General features: G+C 49.8%; 12 protein-coding genes, 1 tRNA gene and 3 rRNA genes. 8 read left to right on the top strand and 8 right to left on the bottom strand.

The window, feature by feature from the left end:
• Positions 1-309 precede the first annotated feature (309 nt).
• Positions 310-1,635, top strand: coding sequence for a signal recognition particle protein Srp54 (locus tag ACZ5QV_RS06715; protein ID WP_464601794.1), 1,326 nt, complete (start codon positions 310-312; stop codon positions 1,633-1,635).
• 93 nt (positions 1,636-1,728) lie between these two features.
• Here the strand turns inward: ACZ5QV_RS06715 and ACZ5QV_RS06720 are convergent, their stop codons facing one another.
• Positions 1,729-2,298 carry a GMP synthase subunit A gene (locus tag ACZ5QV_RS06720; RefSeq protein ID WP_464601795.1) on the bottom strand — a complete coding sequence of 190 codons (570 nt, stop codon included), beginning with the start codon at positions 2,296-2,298 and terminating at the stop codon, positions 1,729-1,731.
• Between the two features lie 395 nt (positions 2,299-2,693).
• On the opposite strand from ACZ5QV_RS06720, the gene ACZ5QV_RS06725 reads away from it, so the two are divergent.
• The 7 genes from ACZ5QV_RS06725 (at position 2,694) to ACZ5QV_RS06755 (ending at position 12,450) form a co-directional block, all read left to right on the top strand.
• Positions 2,694-3,491 carry a 2-amino-3,7-dideoxy-D-threo-hept-6-ulosonate synthase gene (locus tag ACZ5QV_RS06725; protein WP_464602050.1) on the top strand — a complete coding sequence of 266 codons (798 nt, stop codon included), beginning with the start codon at positions 2,694-2,696 and terminating at the stop codon, positions 3,489-3,491.
• Between the two features lie 66 nt (positions 3,492-3,557).
• Positions 3,558-4,700, top strand: a complete 1,143-nt coding sequence (locus ACZ5QV_RS06730) for a 3-dehydroquinate synthase II (RefSeq protein WP_464601796.1) — start codon at positions 3,558-3,560, stop codon at positions 4,698-4,700.
• A 27-nt stretch (positions 4,701-4,727) separates the two neighbouring features.
• Entirely contained in the window at positions 4,728-5,519 is a 792-nt protein-coding gene (locus ACZ5QV_RS06735) for a type I 3-dehydroquinate dehydratase (RefSeq protein ID WP_464601797.1), read from the top strand.
• A 71-nt stretch (positions 5,520-5,590) separates the two neighbouring features.
• A complete protein-coding gene (aroE, locus tag ACZ5QV_RS06740; RefSeq protein WP_464601798.1) occupies positions 5,591-6,457 on the top strand; it encodes a shikimate dehydrogenase in 867 nt (288 codons plus the stop codon).
• Positions 6,458-6,543: 86 nt separating this feature from the next.
• Positions 6,544-7,878, top strand: a complete 1,335-nt coding sequence (locus ACZ5QV_RS06745) for a prephenate dehydrogenase (protein WP_464602051.1) — start codon at positions 6,544-6,546, stop codon at positions 7,876-7,878.
• 196 nt (positions 7,879-8,074) lie between these two features.
• The gene (locus ACZ5QV_RS06750) at positions 8,075-9,778 is read left to right on the top strand and encodes a HEAT repeat domain-containing protein (RefSeq protein WP_464601799.1); all 1,704 of its coding nucleotides are present in this window, start codon (positions 8,075-8,077) and stop codon (positions 9,776-9,778) included.
• A 1,016-nt stretch (positions 9,779-10,794) separates the two neighbouring features.
• The gene (locus ACZ5QV_RS06755) at positions 10,795-12,450 is read left to right on the top strand and encodes a HEAT repeat domain-containing protein (protein ID WP_464601800.1); all 1,656 of its coding nucleotides are present in this window, start codon (positions 10,795-10,797) and stop codon (positions 12,448-12,450) included.
• A 215-nt stretch (positions 12,451-12,665) separates the two neighbouring features.
• Here the strand turns inward: ACZ5QV_RS06755 and tpiA are convergent, their stop codons facing one another.
• From tpiA to ACZ5QV_RS06790, 7 genes are all read right to left on the bottom strand, one after another.
• Positions 12,666-13,334 carry a triose-phosphate isomerase gene (gene tpiA / locus ACZ5QV_RS06760; RefSeq protein WP_464601801.1) on the bottom strand — a complete coding sequence of 223 codons (669 nt, stop codon included), beginning with the start codon at positions 13,332-13,334 and terminating at the stop codon, positions 12,666-12,668.
• Positions 13,335-13,948: 614 nt separating this feature from the next.
• On the bottom strand, positions 13,949-15,127 hold the full coding sequence (locus tag ACZ5QV_RS06765; protein ID WP_464601802.1) for a bifunctional 5,6,7,8-tetrahydromethanopterin hydro-lyase/3-hexulose-6-phosphate synthase: 1,179 nt from the start codon (positions 15,125-15,127) through the stop codon (positions 13,949-13,951).
• A gap of 467 nt (positions 15,128-15,594) precedes the next feature.
• A complete protein-coding gene (locus ACZ5QV_RS06770) occupies positions 15,595-16,209 on the bottom strand; it encodes an endonuclease III domain-containing protein (RefSeq protein ID WP_464601803.1) in 615 nt (204 codons plus the stop codon).
• Between the two features lie 153 nt (positions 16,210-16,362).
• Positions 16,363-16,434: transfer RNA gene (locus ACZ5QV_RS06775), tRNA-Cys, on the bottom strand.
• 615 nt (positions 16,435-17,049) lie between these two features.
• A 5S ribosomal RNA gene (gene rrf / locus ACZ5QV_RS06780) occupies positions 17,050-17,171 on the bottom strand.
• A gap of 63 nt (positions 17,172-17,234) precedes the next feature.
• Positions 17,235-17,356: ribosomal RNA gene (rrf, locus tag ACZ5QV_RS06785) — 5S ribosomal RNA — on the bottom strand.
• A gap of 83 nt (positions 17,357-17,439) precedes the next feature.
• Positions 17,440-20,352: ribosomal RNA gene (locus ACZ5QV_RS06790) — 23S ribosomal RNA — on the bottom strand.
• Positions 20,353-20,392 lie beyond the last annotated feature (40 nt).

Genomic DNA, 20,392 nt, shown 5'->3' on the forward strand with positions numbered 1-20,392 from the left:
TAGAGCCTGAAACTGAGGCGGCATTCCAGGGTAACTAACTTCTTTCCTATCGTTTGCCAATTTTGCAAAGCTCCTAAACTGGCGATCTGATCAACCAGGGACTTGCCGAAACAAGCCTCTTCCTCAAAAACCGGAGCCGTTAGGTGAAGGTTTTAGGGAGGGGTAGTTGACAGCATAATTGTGTCTGAGATCCTTGATGCATTGAAAAGTTTAATTATAAAGGATCACTTTCTAACACATGATTAAACACTAAAAGCGTATTTCATCCAATTCATTCTTATTTGAAAAACTGTAAAGGACGATATTCTCATGGTAATGGATAAACTCGGGGATTCCCTGCAGGGGGCGCTCAAAAAGCTTGTGCACGCGGGCAGGATTGACGAGCGCACCGTCAATGAAGTAGTAAAGGACATCCAGAGGGCGCTTCTTCAGGCAGATGTCAACGTTAAGCTGGTCATGGGGATGCCCAAGAACATCAAAGACCGGGCAATGAAAGAAGACCCCCCTGGAGGCATGAACCCACGGGAACATGTGATCCGCATCGTTTACCAGGAACTGATGGAGATCATCGGGGCGGGAGCAGAAATTCATCTCAAGCCCCAGACCATCATGATGGTGGGGCTCCAGGGGAGTGGAAAGACCACAAGCACTGCTAAACTTGCCCGTTTCTTCCAGAAAAAAGGGTTAAAACCCGCGGTGATTGCCGCCGACACTTTCCGGCCCGGGGCCCACAAGCAGTTGAAGACCCTTTCCGAAAAACTCAACGTGGCTTTCTATGGGGAAGAGGGAAATTCTGATGCCGTCGAAATTGTCAGAAACGGACTCAAGGCCCTCGATAAATACGACGTGAAAATCGTGGACACGGCCGGGCGTCATGCACTTGAGGCCGACCTTATCGACGAGATGGAACGGATCAACGCAATAGCAAAGCCTGACCACAAGTTCATGGTAATGGACGCCGCAATCGGGCAGCAGGCAAGCCAGCAGGCTCATGCCTTCAACAACTCGGTGGGAATCACAGGCGTCATCATCACAAAACTTGACGGGACCGCAAAAGGTGGCGGGGCCCTTTCAGCCGTTTCCGAGACTAAAGCCCCGATTGCCTTTATAGGGCTTGGAGAAACCCCGGAAGACTTCGAGAAATTCGAAGCCGACAGGTTCATCTCAAGACTCCTCGGGATGGGAGACATCAAGAGCCTGATGGAAAAGGCCGAGGAGAGCCTGAGCGAGGAAGACGTGGACGTCGATGCCCTGATGCAGGGGCACTTCACCCTCAAGGACATGTACAAACAGCTCGAAGCCATGAATAAAATGGGCCCCCTCAAACAGATCATGCAGATGCTCCCCATGGGAATGGCAGGCGGCATGAAGGTCTCGGACGAGATGTTCAGGGAAACGGGCGATAAACTCAAACACTACAGGATCGTCATGGACTCCATGACCGAAGCCGAGATGCTTGACCCGAAGATCATAGGCGGGATGAGGATCAAGAGGATTTCAAGGGGATCGGGCTGCCCTCCGGAAGAGGTCAGGGAACTTTTGAAGTACCATAAAACAATGCAGACCGCCCTGAAAGGGTTAAAAGGCGGGAAATTCAATCTCCAAAAAATGATGAAAAAGAGAATGGGGATGTGAAAATCCCCTTAGCTTTTTTTAACCGGCTTTTACCGATATTTTAACACGTTTTCGAGTTTTTAACCTGAGTATTCAAGGGATTTTTTAACAGTCTCAGTACTGCTCGCAGACCTCAAAGAAGTTCGTGAACAGTTCTTCACCTTTTTCCGTATGCGAAACCTCGGGGTGCCACTGGACTCCATATATTGGTTTAGTGGGATGACGCATGGCCTCGATTTCACATACCTCCGAACGGGCGAGGTGGATGAAGCCTTCAGGGAGGGTGACCACTTCATCGGCATGGGAGGCCCAGACCGAGATTTTCGGGCCTATGCCTTTGAGTATGTCATCTTCTTCAAGGATCTCAACCTCGATTGCAGCATAGCCGCCTTTTTGCCCGACCCGGGTCTCTCCCCCACAGGCGAGAGCAATTGCCTGGTGTCCAAGGCAGATTCCCAGGAGGGGGCGGTCGATTTGCTTAACATAGTCAAAACATAGGCCTGCCCGCACCATATCGGGGCCTCCACTGAGGATAATCCCGTCAGGTTCCTCCGCAAGGAGGGCCTCAATGGGGGTCGTGTTCGGGAGGATCTTTGTCTCCATGTCGAGATCCCGGACAGCCCGGTGGATGAGGTGGCAAAATTGTCCGTAATTGTTTATAACAAGAATTTTCAGTTCTCTCATACTACTTCCGTATCCTGAACTTTTACTGCTTTAAATTGCTCAAACTCAGTCAACTGCCCTTCCCTGCCATTTCCGTCAAAGCCGGAACGAGCAAGGAAGGAAAATCCTGATAAATGATTTGAGCTTTACTTATTTTACATCTATGCCGGTTTTATCCTATTTTAACTATCTCTTATCTTTTTATTTATAGGAGTTAAAAATGAAGTAGGGGAGGAAAAGAATATAATGGGCATGGTTGTACAGGAGAGTACATTAATACACATTGAAAGACATCCGGATAAAACGGCAGGCTGTAAAGGGCAGCATAACTTTAAATATAAGTTGCGTGCTACTATGTGACACACTAGCATAGTAAATATCCGGGACAGAACCCCGGAAGCAAAAGAGGGAGCATGATGTCAGAAATTGGCAAAAAAATCCGCATAGAAAGACTGATGAACCGGGACAGCAGAAACATGGTCATAATTCCCATGGACCATGGAATGTCCGACGGGCCCATTGAAGGGCTGATCAACATTACCGATACCGTAAACAGGGTATCAGAAGGCGGGGCAAACGCCGTCCTCATGCAGAAGGGTATGGTAAAATACGGGCACAGGGGATACGGGCACGACATAGGGTTGATTGTCCACATAAGCGCATCCTCGTCTCTGAGTCCGGACCCCAATGCCAAGGTGCAGGTTTGCACTGTGGAAGAAGTGATAAAAATGGGTGCGGACTCCGTTTCCATGCACGTCAACGTGGGATCGGAAACCGAGAGTTCCCAGCTTGAACAGCTCGGGGCCATTGCCAGGGACTGCACGGAATGGGGCATGCCTCTGCTCGCCATGATGTACCCCAGAGGAAAAAAGGTCACAAACCCCTACGACCCCCAGATGGTGGCCCATGCCGCCAGGATAGGAGCCGAACTCGGGGCTGACATTATAAAAACCGTCTACACCGGAGACGTGGACAGTTTCAAAACCGTGGTCCAGGGCTGTCCCGTGCCCGTGATTATCGCGGGAGGTCCGAAAACCGAGAGTGACCGGGGATTCCTGGAAATGATCGATGAGGCAATAGAAGCCGGGGCAAGAGGAGTTGCTATCGGAAGAAATGTCTTCCAGCACAGGACTCCCGTCAAACTTACCAGGGCAATAACCGAGATTGTGCACGGCAGAAAATCCGTAGACGAGGCCCTCGAACAGCTGGAATAAGACCCTGATGAAGCCCGGGTAAAACAGGGCAAAAACAGGATAAAGACAAAAATGGAGTGTTGATTTTTGGAAAAGAAAAGCGTCTGGATAAAGGCCGATGAAGGCGACTGGGAAGAGAAAAAGGACAGGATTACCACAGGTCTTGAATCCGGGGCTGACTTTGTGCTCGTAAACGCAAAAGAAGTCGAAAAGGTCCGGGAACTCGGGAACATAAAGGTAGCCGCCTTTGCCAATGAAAAGGATTCCGGAGCCAACGTCACGGTAATCGGGAAGCGGGGAGAAGGAGACGGGACAAAACCTTTGCCCTCCGAACTCGCAGGCTCTTCCGACATCAACGCCGCGCTCTTCCTGACGGATAAAGGCCTTTCGATCGGGGGCTACGTCCTTATAAAAGACCGGCACTACGAACACTTTGCCGCAGAACTCGGGAAAAACTGTGACTACCTGCTGGTCGCAGCCACGGACTGGAAGGTCATCCCTCTGGAAAACCTGATAGCTGAACTGCAGCAGCAGAAAGTTAAGATTATTTTCGGGGTAAAAAGCGCGGAAGAAGCAAAGATTGCCCTCCAGACCCTGGAAGTCGGGGCAGACGGCGTCTTACTGGACAGCTCGGACCCGGACGAGATCAAAAAGACAATCAGGGCCGCAAGAGAAATGGACAGCGTAAAGACTGAACTTGAAACCGGCACCATTACCCGGGTCAAACCCCTGGGCATGGGAGACCGGGTCTGCGTGGACACCTGTAACCTCATGCAACCAGGGGAAGGAATGCTGATAGGCTCTCAGGCAAGTGGCATGTTCCTCGTAAATTCCGAGTCCGAAGACAGCCCCTACGTTGCCGCAAGGCCTTTCAGGGTAAACGCCGGGGCCGTTCATTCTTATATTAAGATTGGGGAAAAGACCCGGTACCTCTCCGAACTCCAGACTGGAGACGAGGTTACAATCATAAACTCGATGGGAAAGCAACGGGAAGGCATTGTCGGAAGGGTCAAGATCGAAAGCCGCCCCCTCATGTTGATCGAGGCAAAGGTGGGAGACCGGACAGTAAGCGCAGTCCTGCAAAACGCCGAGACCATAAAGCTGGTCGGAAAAGATGGAACCCCAATATCGGTTGCAAAACTCAAGGAAGGGGACAAGGTCCTGGTCCGACTTGAGGAAGGGGCCAGGCATTTCGGAAAGAAGATCGAGGAAACGATCATAGAAAAGTAACTATCCTTCGTAATTTATCCTTCAGCCATGCTATCTATAGGACCCCTTGACCTGAAAACAAAAGCCGCAGTTGTGGCAACGATTGGCGAAAAGCCCCTGGAAACCGCAAAAAAAGCGGCTTCTCTCGGAGCCGACGTCCTGGAACTCCGGCTGGACCTTGCCGGAATAAAAACTCCGGAAGCCGCAGCCGGGATAATAGGGAAGCTAAAATCGGAAACCGGCCTCCCATTGCTCGTAACCAACCGCTCCCCCGAAGAAGGCGGAAAATGGGAAGGAAGTGAAGGGGAACGAATAGGCCTCCTGAAGGCCCTGCTTTTCTCAGAGGAGAAGGGAAAAGGGGACTCTGCTCCCGGCCTCAGCCCCTCCTCTGCCTCTCTCGATGCTGTGGACATAGAACTTTCTGCCGAAAAAACGCTTAGGGATGAGCTCATTAGGGCCACAAAGGATCAGGGAAAAACCGTAATCATATCCTATCACGATTTTTCAAAAACGCCCACAGTTCAGGAAATGAAGAAAATTCTCGAAAAAGCTTTCCACGCCGGAGCCAATATCGCCAAGCTTGCGGTCATGCCGCTGTCCGGAGAGGACGTCCTTTCCCTGCTGCGGGTAACCCTTGAGGCCCGGAATGAAAACAGACCCGTCTGCACCATCGCAATGGGAGAACTCGGAAAACACACCAGAGTCATCGCTCCCTTTTACGGCTCCTTGCTAACCTATGCCTCTGTGGAGAAAGCCGCAGCTCCCGGACAGCTCAGGGTGGATAGAGTAAAAACAGCAATGGAGTTTCTTGGCGTAACCGGGGAAAACAACCGGAAATAAGAAGACATCACAAGAAGATCTGGCGGAAAACTGGACAAACAAGAAAAAAAAAAATTGAAAAGGTGACGCTGATGGAAAAGATATTCGGGGTATTCGGGGACCCCATAGGGCATTCCCTCTCCCCGCTTATGCACAACGCCGCTTTTTCGGCTCTTGCTATGGACTGCAGCTACCACGCTTTCAGGGTCCGGCCGGAAAAGCTGGAACAGGCAGTCCTGGGAGCCGAAGCCATGGGTTTCAGGGGAGTCAATCTGACCGTACCCCTGAAGGAAAAAGCCCTGGAACTTGACTGCATCGAACCCGATTCCCTCGCTAAAAAAATAGGGGCTGTAAACACCCTGGTTTTCCGGGAAGAAGGTGAAGATGAAAGAGAAGGGAAAGGAAAAATAAGGGGTTACAACACCGACGGACTCGGGGCAAAGCAGGCCCTTCTTGATTATGCAGTGGAAATTGAGGGGTCTAAAGTATTGATTGTAGGAGCGGGAGGCGCTGCCCGGGCTATAGGTTTCCAGTTTGTCGAGGACGGGGCCGAAGTTATAATCGCGAACCGGACGGAAAAGAAGGCATTTGAGCTTGCAGGGGATATAGCGGGAGCCCTGCCGGAAGGAAAAATCCGGGGAACAGGCCTTTCAGACCTGGATAAACTCGTCAGGGAAGCCGACGTCCTGATTAACGCCACGACTCTGGGGATGCATCCCAACATAAACGCAAGTATTGTGGATGCCGGAGCCCTGCACCCGGACCTTGCTGTTTTTGATATTGTCTACAACCCCCTGCAAACAAAGCTCCTGAAAGACGCGGAGGCAGCAGGGGCAAAAGCCGTGAGCGGGGTCATGATGCTGGTCTACCAGGGCGCAGAAGCTTTCCGGCTCTGGACAGGGGTTGAGCCCCCTGTGGAACTTATGAAAAAGACGGTGCTGGAGGGCCTGGGGACTTGAAGCAAGCTTCAGCCCCGGAAGCTTTCCGGAAAACCCGGACCCTACAAGGGAAAAAAAAAGTCCTGATCCTCGGCGGCACTGGGGAAATGGGGCAGTGGTTTACCCCTTTTTTCAGGGAAGAAGGGTACGAGGTCACGGTCTGGGGAAAAGGGGGCAAGGCGGAAATTGCCGAAAGGCTGGGAGTCCCCTATGCCTCCGACCTTGACGCCGCAATTCCCGAAAGCGACATCGTGATCGTTTCCGTCCCTATCAGCGTAACTGAAGAAACAATTGCAGAAACCGCCCCGAAGATGAAAGAGGGCAGCCTCCTCATGGACCTGACCTCGACCAAGGTGAGGCCTGTTGAGGCCATGAAAAAATTCGCCCCGGAAGGGGTGGAGATCCTTGGCACGCACCCCATGTTCGGGCCCACGATCCCCTGTATCCGGGGGCAGACCGTGATCCTTGTGCCGGTGGAAGGCCGTTCTGGAAAATGGTTTCCGGAAATAAAGGAACTTTTCGAGAGAAAAGGGGCCCATGTCCAGGTCACGACTGCGGCCGAACACGACCGTCTGGTCTCTGTCGTGCAGGGACTTACTCATTTTGCCTATATCAGCATAGGGACGACCGTCGAGAAACTCGGCTTTGATGTGAAAAGATCCAGGAAATTCGTAAGCCCGGTCTACGACATAATGCTTGATTTCGTGGGGAGGATTCTCGGGCAGAACCCTTACCTCTACGCCCTCATCCAGATGGAAAACCCGGCCGTGCTCGATGTGCACGAAGCTTTCATTTCGGAGTGTGAAAGACTCTCGGGCCTTGTAAGGGCCCACGACCTAGAAGGTTTTGCGGGAGCCATGAAAGCCGCATCGAGGCACTACGGAGACACGGCCCACGCCCTTCGCCGCTCGGACAAACTGATCAACACCAGGATTGCCGAATCCGAAACCCTTCTGAACTCCATCGGAAAAACTTGCGGTTTTTACCATGTGTATTCCGGAAAAACCCATGTGGGAGTGCTTGAAAAAGTAAATCCGGACGAGGTTATTCTCTCAAAGCTGCCCTCAAAGGGCACGGCCCCGAAAACCAAACAGAGACCTCTCGAGCTCAAGCTTGAAAACCTCCGCTTCCTTTCCAGAGAAGAACTCAGGGCCTGGAGAAAAGAGAATTTGCAGCACACAAAAAGGGACCTTTCGGTTCTGATCCCCCCTGGAGCCAAGCCTGAAGTTATCCTGCGGGTGATTGCCGGAAACAGCTACCTTGCAGCCGCTGAAATCAATGACATTTACCCCGAGGTGCCGGGAACGACCATGTCCGGCGTGACCTTCCGGATAACGGTGCTCGGAGACTGTGAGACTGATGAGATAGAGGAAGAGATTACAGCCCTTCTCTGCGGCCTGGGCTGCCGGGTCAGGGAAAAAAAACCTGGGCTTGCAGCCTGAACCGACTTCGGGACAGTTAGAGCTCCGAAAAACAGTTCTCTGCCTGCCCGGAGCACAGAATTCTATTTTCAACTTTTTTTATTCTGAAGGACTTTTCAGGACTCGATCAGAAAAATAAAAGTATGTGGGCAGGATAGTACAGATAATGTCTATTCAAAAAAAAGCAGACATATTTTTAAAAAAATAGAGGAATCCTATGACAGAAAGAAAAACAAAGATAGCCCTTTTGTTTTTACTACTCATTTTAATTGGGTCAGGGTCCGGCTGTATCGGTTCTGATAAAGGTTCTGCCAGCGTAGACCAGGAAGTAAACCAGATCAGTCCTGAGACCCGCAACGCAAACGAAAGCGGAGTAGAAACCGAAATAAACGAAAGCGGAGTGAAAAATGGGATTAACGAAACTAACGTAAGTGAAGAATCTGTAGAAAACATAACAGAGACACTTATCGATTCTCTGGAAAACGGCGACTCCGAAACCCGGCTGCAAGCAATAGAAGCCCTCGGGGAATACAGGGAACCTGAAGTTGTGCAGGCCCTTGTCCGGGTACTGAACGACGAGGATGAAAAACTTCAGCTCAGTGCCGTTCAGGTCCTCGGGAAAATCGGGGCCCCCTCCGCTGCAGATGTCCTGATTGAAGAGCTTGAAAACGGAGATTTCAATAGCTACACTCTGCTGGCCCTCATAGAAACGGGCGACGAAAGGGCTTCCGATGTGATTAGCCAGAGCCTGAGGGAAAGAAAAGAGACTACAGTACAAACCGATGCTGGTACGGGAAATGAAGCAGGGAAGGAAATCTCGGAAGAGATGGCCCTTGCGGTGGAAGCCCGGGAAAAAGCCCTGAGAAAACAGATAGTAGAAGAGCTTGAGGAAGAAGATGAATATGGAGATGAAGCTCTTATTCAGGCATTAAATGCCGAAATGCAGGACACGCAAACATACACTTATATCGCTGTTTTTGAAAGGGAGTGGCTGGGTATTGCCGGAGATAACGAAACCGAAGAACTGCTCCTGGCCCTGAAAAGTGAACACGGCTGCATAAGAATCGCCGCCGCCCTGGCCCTTGGGGAAATGAAAGAAGAGAGAGCGGTGGACAAACTCCTGCAGGTCCTGGGACAGGACTACGCCGTGGTTAGGAGCGGTGTGGCCATTTCCCTCGGGAAAATCGGGGATGAAAGGGCAGTGGAAAGACTGCTGCAGGAACTGAAGCACAGTGGAAACGAATGGACAAGAAGCTGTGCTGCCCTGGCCCTCGGAGAAATCGGAAATGAAAGAGCCGTAAACCTCCTGATCCAGAGGCTGCACGACGCGGAAATGGACGTCCGGTACAGTTCGATCCTGGCCCTCGGCCTTATAGGCGATGAAAAGGCTGTGGACCCCCTGCTTGAAATCCTTGAAGTAGATGAGAACACTGAGACAAAGGATCCCATGAAAACAGATACAGGGATCCGCAAGAATACCGTTATTGCCCTGGGAGAAATCAGGAGTAACAGGTCCGAAGAAACCCTGATCAAAATCCTGAATGACGAAGAGGAAAAGGAGGAGATCAGAACAGCCTCTGCAAAAGCTCTTGGAAAAATAGACACTTCAGGAGCTGTAAAGGCCCTTGTTTCAGTTGTGGAAGATCAAAAAGCGGATCAGGATATCAGGACCGCAGCTTTACTGGCCCTCGGGGAAACCGACGACAGAGAGGCGGCAGAAGTCCTTCTCAAATATCTGGACGACGCAAAACTGGGGACGAGCGCAGAAAAAGCCCTTATAGACATGAGTGAAGCTGCCGTAGAACCTTTGATCGAAGTTCTGGAAAGCGGAGATGAGGAAGCCAGAACCGGGGCGGCCCTTTTGCTCATAGAAATAGGAGATGAGCGAGCGATAGAGCCCCTCATAGAAGCATTTAGCTGATAGGTCAGCTACCCAAGCTTTTAGGTTTTCTGGCTTTAACTGGAAAATTATTTTTCATATGGGGAGAGGCGGGGCTTCTTGGGTCAGAAAGCCATTTTTTAATCAATCGCCTCCGCCTCTTCGGTAAAAAAATTGAGAGCTGAAACCCGGGAGCCTCCCCACACACTCACCCAACCTTCCGATTGTGGTAAAGAAGCCCCCTTATTCAGAAGTTCAAAATGCCCGAAAATGACTTTTTTCCAGCATGAAAACCTGACAGATTTTTAATTATTTCAGGGCCTGAAACAATTAAGGAATGAGTCAAATATAATACACATTTCGACCCCCTGCCAATATGTGAGTATAATATCAAGTATTTTTGTTTACCATTCCTTAACCACGGAAAAGCACGTAAGGACAAGGAAACCGGCCTGATGGCCGGTGAGTAAGTTGGATCTTTATGGAATAAGATTCAAAAAATACCCTGGATTCTTTAAAAAGGACTAAAAAATGCTGGAAAAACCGTAATTGCCGTCTTCCCCGAGTTTCGCTTCGGCACCCGAGTTTCGCTTCGGCACCCGAGTTTCGCTTCGGCACCCGAGTTTCGCTTCGGGAGCACGAGGTCCTTTTCGGGAGCTACGCTCCCTCAAGAGGACTAAATTAATATCGTCTTCCTGCCGTCTTTTTCCGTGTCTTCCGTGTCTTCCGTGTCTTCCGTGTGTTCCGTGTGTTCCGTGGTTTGAATGCACACACACCAAACACCTTCTTACACAAAAACACAACATGTATGAGTATGAAACAACTCCCAAAATAAAACCTGAAGTTAGATTTTCACCATTCCTAACCTTTCCAAACCCCCCAACCGAACAGACTGTGTTCTCTTTTGTGCGGCTCCCCTCAGCCTGAAACCATTGACCCCCCCAAAACCCTCAGAAACTCTTACCCTGCTTCCCGGCGAAATAAAAATATTTAAAGAAGACATTACATAGTTAATGTAAAAAAATAAAAAATGGAGTTTCAAAAGGTAGGGGAATCATATGGAAGAAAGAAAAACAAAAATAGTCTTTTTGTTTTTGCTGTTCATTTTAATAGGTTTCGTATCCGGTTATACAGTTGCGAATAAAGGCTCTGCCAGAGCAGATCAGGAAGTAACCCAGAATATAACGGGAATAAACGAAACAAATACAAGTGAAGATCCCGGAGAAAAGATAAAAAAAACGCTTATCATGGACCTGGAAAGCAACAACTCCGAAACCCGGATACAGGCAATAGAAGCACTGGGGGAATATGAAGATCCCGAAGTTGTAGAAGCACTGATCCGGCTACTGGATGAGAATGATGAAGAAATTCAACGAAGTTCTGTTCAGGCTCTGGGAAAAATCGGGAAACCTGCTGCAGACACCTTGATTGAAAAAATAAACAATGAAACATTCAACAATGAAACATTCAACGGCTACACATTGATAGCACTCATTGAAACCGGAGACGAAAGGACGAAAGGAGTTCTTAGCACTACCTTTAAGGAAAGAAAAGAGACCACAAACCAGTCTACCCTGGAACCCGAAGAAGGGAAGGAGATATCGGAAGAAATGGCCTTTGCTCTGGACGAGACGGAAAAAATCCTGAAAAAGCAAATCGCAGAGGAGCTTGAGGAAGAAGACGAAGAAAAGCTCGATGTCCTCATCCAGGCCCTGAATTCCGAAGACCAGGATGCCGGTATATACGCTGAAATCGCCCTCCAAGGAATGGACAATTCCGGGGCATCCGGTGAAAACACAACCGAACAACTGATTCATGCCCTGGATAGTGGAGACGGCCACGTCAGAATGGCTGCGGCCCTGGCCCTGGGAGAAATGAAAGAAACAGGGGTAGTTGACAAAATGTGTAATATAATGGATAAAGACTACCCCCTGATAAGGAGTGGTGTGGCCCTTTCCCTGGGAGAAATCGGAGATGAAAGGGCCGTGGAAAAACTGATGAAAGAATTAAAGTACAGCGACAGTGGAATTGTCAGGAGCTGTGCTGCCCTGGCCCTGGGAAAACCTGGAAATGAAAAAGCCCTGGAAATAATGGTCAAAAGACTTCATGATACAAAAAAGGATGTTAGAATCAGTGTGATCCTGGCTTTCGGGTGTATAGGGGACGAAAAGGCTGTAGAGCCCCTTCTTGAAATCCTTGAAATCAATGAAGATTCAGGGATATGTGATCCCATGAATACGAACAGTGATATCCGCAAGAGTGCTGTTGTTGCCCTGGGAGAACTCAGAGACAGAAAAGCTGAAAAAATCCTGATTCTGCTCCTGAATGATGAAGATGAAAAAACTAAGATAAGAACGGCTTCTGCAAGAGCACTTGGAAAAATAGGGACTCCTGAAGCAGTAAAAGCTCTCGTCTCGGTTGTTGAGGGTAAAAGAGAAGACAGGGAAATCAGGACCACTGCGGTACAGGCCCTCGAAAAAACTGATGACAGAAAGGTGGCAGAGACCTTTCTCAAATACGTAAATGATGAAAAAATAGGAACGGCCATAAAAGAGAGCCTTGTAAAAATGGGGGATGTTGCAGTCGAGCCCCTTATAGAAGCTCTGGAAAGCGGAGATGAGGAAATCAAAAACGAGGCGGCACTTTTGCTCATAAAAATAGGAGATGAGCGAGCGATAGAGCCCCTCATAGAAGCGTTTAGCGACGAATACTGAACAACTCTGCGTGAACTACCCCCACCTGTCAGCCTTCGGCTGTCGTGTTAAACCGCAGGTTTAACAGGAGTTTCTAATCTTCGATTAGAAACATCGAGGAAAGGGACTTCTGCTGTCTGAGTTAAAAAGAAGTCAAGTGCCCCCGTTCATTCAGAAAAAAGTAAAAAATTAGGTCCGGACCAGTCAGGAAAGGCCTGAACCGGACCGTAACAACATCAGACCAGGCTGATCAGGTCTTCAAGGGCCGCTTTAGGGTCTTCGGCTTTCACGATTCCGGAAGCCAGCAGGACTCCAACGGCCCCGAGGTCCAGAGCAGCTCTCAGGTCTTCTCCTTTTGAAATGCCAGCCCCGCAGAGGACTTTCACGCCGGGCTTTAGCGCGGCAACAGCTTCGACCGAGCCGCTTACAACTTCGGGATCGGCTTTTGAAACCGGGATTCCCGTCCCGATCAGTTCGGGTGGCTCGATTGCCACATAGTCCGGCCCAAGTATGGCGGCTGCGGCCGTGGTCAGGACGTTGTTTGTGCAGATTACGGTCCTGAGTCCGAACTCTTTTGCGGCCTTTAAGGAAGCCTCGATCTCCGCGAGGGTCAGGCGTTTTTCCGAGTGGTTGAGAAGAGTGCCGACAGCTCCAGCGTCTTTTATACACTGCCCGAATATGTGGCCCGTAAAACTCCCTGCCCCGATCCCATCAAGGTGCTGGGAGAAAACCGGGATTTCCACTTCCGATGCAACCCTGTGGATGTCAGGGAGCTGGGGGGCGACTGCAATCTCGATTCCTGACTCTTCTGATACGGCTTTGCAGGCCTCTGCAATTTTAACCGCACCCTGACCTGTACCCTGGAGGTAGGTCTTGTAATTGAGTAAAATAAACGGTGAACCCATAAACTATCCCCTTTTAAAAATGTTAGAATGGGAACTGCCCCCACCTGCCAGCCATCGGCTGTCGTGTTAAACCATAGGTTTAACAGGAGTTTCTAATTTTCAATTAGAAACATCGAGGGAGGGGACTTCCCACCTGTTTGTTAAAAATATCAGGAAAATGAAAATGAAAACGAAAGGGCAAAGGTCCCGCGGGACCCGGGCCGGTTTGATTGATCTAAGGTTTATCTCAGACAGCAGAAGACTCCTTCCTCGACAGTTCCGACTTTGGAGGAACTGGCAGGTGGAAGATGAATGCGTCGAGACTAAGGCCCCCATTTTTTGTTTAACAGGGGACCTTAATGTTGTTTGACAGTGACCTTATGTTCTGTCCTCCTTTGCAGGAGTGGGTCCACATCGCCACTGTTATACTGGCTTGTTAATGACCTGAACACTTCCCCTACCTCTCAGGGATGTTTAATCCAAATCGAAATCTCCGAGAACGTGTGGAGTATCCTCGAATATCATGACCAGTATAACGAAAGGCTATTTAACTAGGGCTTACCGAAGCAAGCCCCTTACTCTAAAATTTTAGCCTGAGGGCTAAGATTTTAGGGAGGGGTAGTTGACACTGAAGCTCAGAAGTCGGTCATGACCCTGAACTGGTCAATTTCCGGCTTATTCAGCTTGTTGATGAACTGCTCTGCGGCTTCCCTGATGTTCTTTGAACCCGCAATGGCTCTTCCGACCACAAGGATATCGGCCCCCTGGCTGAGGGCAAGTTCGACCTTGTCAAGTCTGACGCCGCCTGCGACTGCCACAAAGGACTTTGGAGCGACTGCCTTGATGTCGTTGATGTTACCCCAGAGGTGCTCGGAGTCTTCGATGTCGATTCCGCGGTGGAGTTCAATGACGTCAGGCATTTCGTCAAGCTGCTTGAGGACGGAGATGGGGTCCGGCTGGTTAAGGGTGTCCATGACGGCGTAGATGCCGGTCTTGTGGGCTTCCTCGATGAGCTTATTGATGGTGTTGATCGGAGCGAGGGCAGAGACCACGACTGCGTCTCCGGCGGCGTCTGCGACCATCCTGGCTTCGAGGTTTCCGGTATCCAGGGTCTTGAGGTCAGCCACGATGAAGGCGTCAGGCCTGACTTCCCTGATCTTTGAGATTACGTCCATACCGTAGCGCTTGATAAGAGGCGTGCCGGCTTCGATGATGACGTGATCGTTCTGGGGGATCTGGGAAATTGCGGCCAGCACGAAGGGCAGGTTCGGGTTGTCAAAGGCGACCTGGAGGTATGGAGCATCCCAGAGTCTGGCGACCTTGAAGCCCATGATGGCATGGGTGGACTTGTTGCTTTCCTCGAGCACGGTGTCGATGTCCGGGAAACCGATAAGGGCACGCTTGAGGGCGAGCTTTGTCGCGCCGTAGTTGTACCTGTAGATCTTGCTGTAGTCTTCGGCTGAGGGGTCAATGAAGACGCTTGCAACGACAACAAGGTTTTCAGTCTGGTCCTTGGGGATTAAACCTTCCTCAACGGCGTCTGCGACCGCCTTTGCGACCGCGGCCTGGGCGGGCCCGAAGATCTTGGCTGCCTGTTCCATGTTCTTTACCGTGACCTTCGGGATGATAAGGGTCGAAGGTTTGGTTGGAAGATTCGGCCTGATCACGGACAGAAGCGGGGTGTGCCCCATGGAAAGCTGAGTCATTCCCGTTGCAAAGGCCTGGCCCACTGGGCCTTCCTTATCTCCAATCATTAAGTCCACATGGGCAAGTTCGGAACCCTGCCCCATTAATGCTTCTCCAATCTGAAACATGTTTAACCTCGTAAAAGTCCTAATATGATTTTTAATGATTTAATTGTGATTTTTGATGTTTTGAGGGCTCTTGTATTTGAAGAGCCATATAATCGTGATTTTGTGGCTTTAAGCCCGAATAATTTACATTAAATACAAATACTGTAACTGCAACTAAGCAAATACCACATGGGTCCCCCTGTTTGTCAGGCCCGCTTTCGGGATGAACGCCGGGTTTTTCTGCATCAATGCCAGCCTGATATAAATAATCTCTTGTCGATCAGGAAAACTTCTCACGGCCGGACCACTCACTTTCTGAATAAGGAAAGACCTGGCCCGGGAAATTTTTATATTTCTGAGAGAACAAGCACCTGAGAGAACAAGCGCCTGAGAGAACAAGTTTCAGAGAGCAAGCTTCAGAGAACAGGCTTCAAAGAGATTCTTCAACGAGCACTCTTCAAAGAAGACCAGCTCCCGGAAAGCTAAAATCAGCGAAGGATTTTCGGGCAGATGTCGTTCAAAACGCAGATTTCACACCTGGGAGAAATGGGTCGGCAGATGTTTTGTCCCAGTTTGACGAGCAGGAGGTTTATGTGCTTCCAGTAGCATTTCGGAAAGATTATCATCAGTTCATTTTCAGTAGCTTCCGGAGTCCTTGTCTCTATCAGCCCCAGCCTGTTGGAGATCCTGTGGACGTGGGTATCCACCGCAAGGGCGTCTTTTAAGAAAGCATGAGCCAGCACGCAGTTTGCGGTCTTTCTTCCGACCCCGGGCAGACTCAGGAGAGCTTCCATGTCATCCGGGACCTTTCCGTCGTATTTTTCAAGCAGTATGCGGGAAATTTCCTGAATCCTGCCAGCCTTGACCCTGTAGAAACCCACTCCTTTTATCAGGACCTCGAGTTCCTTAAGATCTGCCCGGAGCATTTCCTCGGGGGTGGAAAACTTTTCAAAGAGCTTGCGAGCTGTGGGGTAGGTTACCTCGTCCCTGGTCCTGTGAGACATGACCGTAGAAATCAATACGAAAAAAGGGTCTCTTGATCCGTCGGTGTAGCCCTCGGGGTAGAGTTCGAAGAGTCGCTTCATGAGTTCCTCAATGTCCATGAAGCAGAACTAAAAAACCACTGTATATTAAAATGTGACCCAGCAACAGGGACGGAATTAAAAGAAAAATTAAAAATAAAGTATAAAAATATGGAGAACAATCGAAAATAAAATAACAATTATTTAGAAAAATTTATATTAAAAAAAAAGGTAAGCCAAGATCCGGATTCGAACCGGAATGGTATCGCTCTGCAGGCGATTGCGTAGCCGCTCCGCCATCTTGGCATGATGTAATCCCTAGAAGAGTACTAATAATATATAAACTTTTAGCTTGAAATCGAGTTTTCAAATTCGCAAACAATGTTGAAATTGCAGAAAGAGTTAAAGCGGCCGCCCTCCAGAGAAGTTGCAGACCTATTCAAAGCCCTCACCCGGTCTGAAAAAGAAGTTCCATACCACGGAAACCGGCTTTGATGCTTGTTAGTAGGCGGGCCTTAAAAGCTACCATAGTTTCAAATTTTTATGTTTAAATCATGAAAAGAACGGCCTGACGGCCAGCGAGGATGCCAGGACCTGAAAGTATTTTTTCAAAAAACCGGGCCGGAAATGAGTATATCGAAACAGCGTATTCCGAGCCCTAGTTTCCCGCGAAGCGGGGGGCGCCCTTCAAGGAAAACAGAACGGCTCCCCGGTAAAAAAAGGAAACGAAACAAAAAAAACAGATGCTGAAAAGCAAAAGATACGACAAACAAAAGATACGACAAACAAAAAGTCGCCTGCCATAAAAATGAAATAAGTATGGGAAAACAACACAAAGAAGTATGGAAAAACAAAACGAAAAAAACAAAGCTCTTAAGAAAAAATATCAGAGAAAAGTTAGAATGAATTAGATTAAGGTGAGTATGGCAGCGATCCAAACTTCCCGAAGGCTCGCGCACTTCAGTACAATAGAGAACGTGGGCAGGCTTATCTTCTGTGTTCGGGATGGGTACAGGAGTACCCCTGCCGCTATGGCCGCCAGACTCAAGCTGTGAACGTGAATCTTGTGAATGTAATTGAAATAATAATGAATTATATTAAGGTGAGTATGGCAGCGATCCAAACTTCCCGAAGGCTCGCGCACTTCAGTACAATAGAGAACGTGGGCAGGCTTATCTTCTGTGTTCGGGATGGGTACAGGAGTACCCCTGCCGCTATGGCCGCCAGACTCAACCTGTAAAATGGATTGGATTTTACGAAAGATGAATCATGTATATTGGTACTGCATTTTGGATTTCGCCTGGACCTGGAAAAAGCAACGGAACGAATGTTTAGTAAACGCGGACTTAACACCTCGTTGCCTTGGTGCGCACATCCCGTTTCTATCAAACCGGTCTTTTACCGGGATTCTTAAAAAGGTCTCTTTTTAGGCGGGATTTCGAGCTTAGATGCATTCAGCTCTTATTCCGTGGCGCGTAGCTGCCCGGCGATGCCTTGTCAGACAACCGGTACACCAGAGGCGCCGTTGCTCTGTTCCTCTCGTACTAAAAGCAACTTACCCTCAGACCTTGAACACCTCTAGTAGATAGTAACCGACCTGTCTCACGACGGTCTAAACCCAGCTCACGATCTCCTTTAATAGGCGAACAACCTCACCCTTGGCTGCTGCTGCACAGCCAGGATGGAAAGAACCGACATCGAGGTAGCAAGCTGCCGGGTCGATATGTACTCTTGCCGGCAACGACACAATTATCCCCAGGGTAACTTTTCTGTCATTTTTGGCCCCCACCAAGGAGGCTCAAAAGTTCGCTAGAACCGACTTTCGTCTCGTCAACCACTGCTATGCTGATTAACGTCAGGCTGACTTATGCTCTTGCACTCTTCAGCGAGTTTCCGACCCGCTTGAGTCAACCATTGCGCGCCCTTGATATCTTTTCAAGGGCGTCCCGCCCCAGGCAAACTGCCCACCTATCGGGGTCCTCCTCGCGGAGTTAGGGTCGTAATTTCGGAAGGGTAGTGTCCCAATTGTGACTCCACGAATGCTGGCGCACCCGCTTCGACGTCTCCTACCTACACTGTACATCCAAAATCACAACACAACGACAGGCTGCAGTAAAGCTCCATGGGGTCTTCACTTCCCCCTAGAGGTCTCTAGACTTTGCACTAGAATGTAAGCTTCACCGGACTCCAGTTAGGGACAGTAGGGCTCTCATTGATCCATTCATGCAAGTCGCCAATTAAGCGACAAGGTACTACGCTACCTTAAGAGGGTCATAGTTACCCCCGCTGTTTACGGGCCCTTCTTCCCGTTGAACCGGGGTTTCAGGTACCCGCACTGAGCAGGATTCAGAGATTGTACTAGCCCTTACGGGTTTGCAATCTCCTATGTTGATATTAGACAGTTAGAGCCCCCTGGTCACTGCGACCTGCTGTTCTCACAGCAGGCACTCCTTCTCCCGAAGTTACGGAGCTAATTTGCCGAATTCCCTTAACTGAATTGATCCGACACGCCTTAGCCTTTTCAGCTAGGGGCACCTGTGTCAGTTCTCGGTACGGACATTTAACCGCCCTTTTCACGGGTTCCGGGGTGAAGCTGACTTTCGCCATAACACATTCGCCCGCTTCTCGCCATTACGGCTCTCCACGGGATTCGGTGCTTGGACGGCGCGACAACGCCGCTCAACCTGCCCCAAAACGTCAGGCACTTGGTGTTAAATGGTACAGGAATATTAACCTGTTTCCCTTTCGGCGTACTCGAATTACGATACGTCTTAGGACCGACTAACCCTCGGCTGACGAACATTGCCGAGGAAACCTGGCCCCTTCGGCGGTAAGGATTCTCACCTTACTTTGCTGCTACTATTACCAGGATTTTCGTTTGTGAACGGTCCACAGGACTTCACAGCCCTGCTTCTGCCCGAACACAACGCCTTCCTACGAGATTACCTTACGGTACTCCGTGGTATCGGTGGTCGACTTGAGCCCCGTCAATTTTCGGGGCCCCAAACCTCGACTGGTGAGCTGTTACGCACTCTTTAAAGGGTAGCTGCTTCTGAGCTAACCTTCCAGCTGTCTTGGGCTTGGGACGCCCTTTAGAGTTAACACTTAGTCGACACTTGGGGACCTTAACCACGGGCTGGGTTGTCTCCCTTACGGACTACAAGCTTACCCCAGCAGTCCGGACTCCGGTCTTCTTAGATGACGGTGGGTTCGGAGTTTGACAAGCGAGTGAGGGATTTCTCCCCCGGGATCGCCAATCAGTGCTCTACTCCACCGACGGTCTCCAACCAGGTCATGCTGCGACATGTTTCGGAAGGAACCAGCTGATGCCGGGCTAGATTAGCATTTCACTCCGAGACGCAGGTCACACGAATGATTTGCAGATCAATACCGCTTGCGGTCCTCCACGTAGCTTTCGCCACGCTTCAACCTGCCCACGCCTAGATCGCCCGGCTTCGGGTCGTATCCCGATGACTCCACGCACTTGTATACGCCGTGCCTCACCCCAAAGGGGTTGCGCACATGTTGCTTTCGCTTCGGCTGCCCAATTAAAAGGTTAGCCATCGCCATCAAGATACACTCCCTGGCCCGTTCTTCAAAACGTAAGATATGACATCGGCAGTGATACTCGTACTGCAGCCTCACGGCTGTTTCCTTCGTATCAAAGATCCTTGCACGCCATATCGTTCTATCACCACCAGGTTTCAGGCACTTTGCACCTCCCTTCTCGGGGTACTTTTCAGCTTTCGGTCACCCTACTATTTCGCTATCGGTCTCAAGGAGTATTTAGTTTTGGAGGTTGGTGACCCCCAAATTCCCGCGCGATATCCAACGCACGGTACTCAGGGACTTGCTCCCATCCGTTAACATACATCTACGTGACTATCACACTCTACGGTCTGCCGTTTCAGGCAAGTTTGATTTCGTTGAAGGATTTTTGAGCAGCCCTATAACACCACATGTCCCCGAAGGGATTCGGTTTGAACTGTGCCGCTTTCACTCGCCGTTACTTACGGCATCTCAATTGATTTCTCTTCCTGCCCCTACTGAGATGTTTCAATTCGGGGCGTTCCCGATCATTACTGATCACTAGGAGAGGTCTCATTCGGAAATCTCGGGTTCAAAGGTTCCTTGCACCTAGCCCGAGCTTATCGCAGCTTGGCACGTCCTTCATCAGCTCTTGAGCCGAGCCATCCACCTGGAGGCATAATACCGGATACTTTAACCAGATCCAGTAAGCGTCCAAAATACAGCACCTATACAT

Source organism: Methanosarcina baltica, assembly GCF_055394095.1.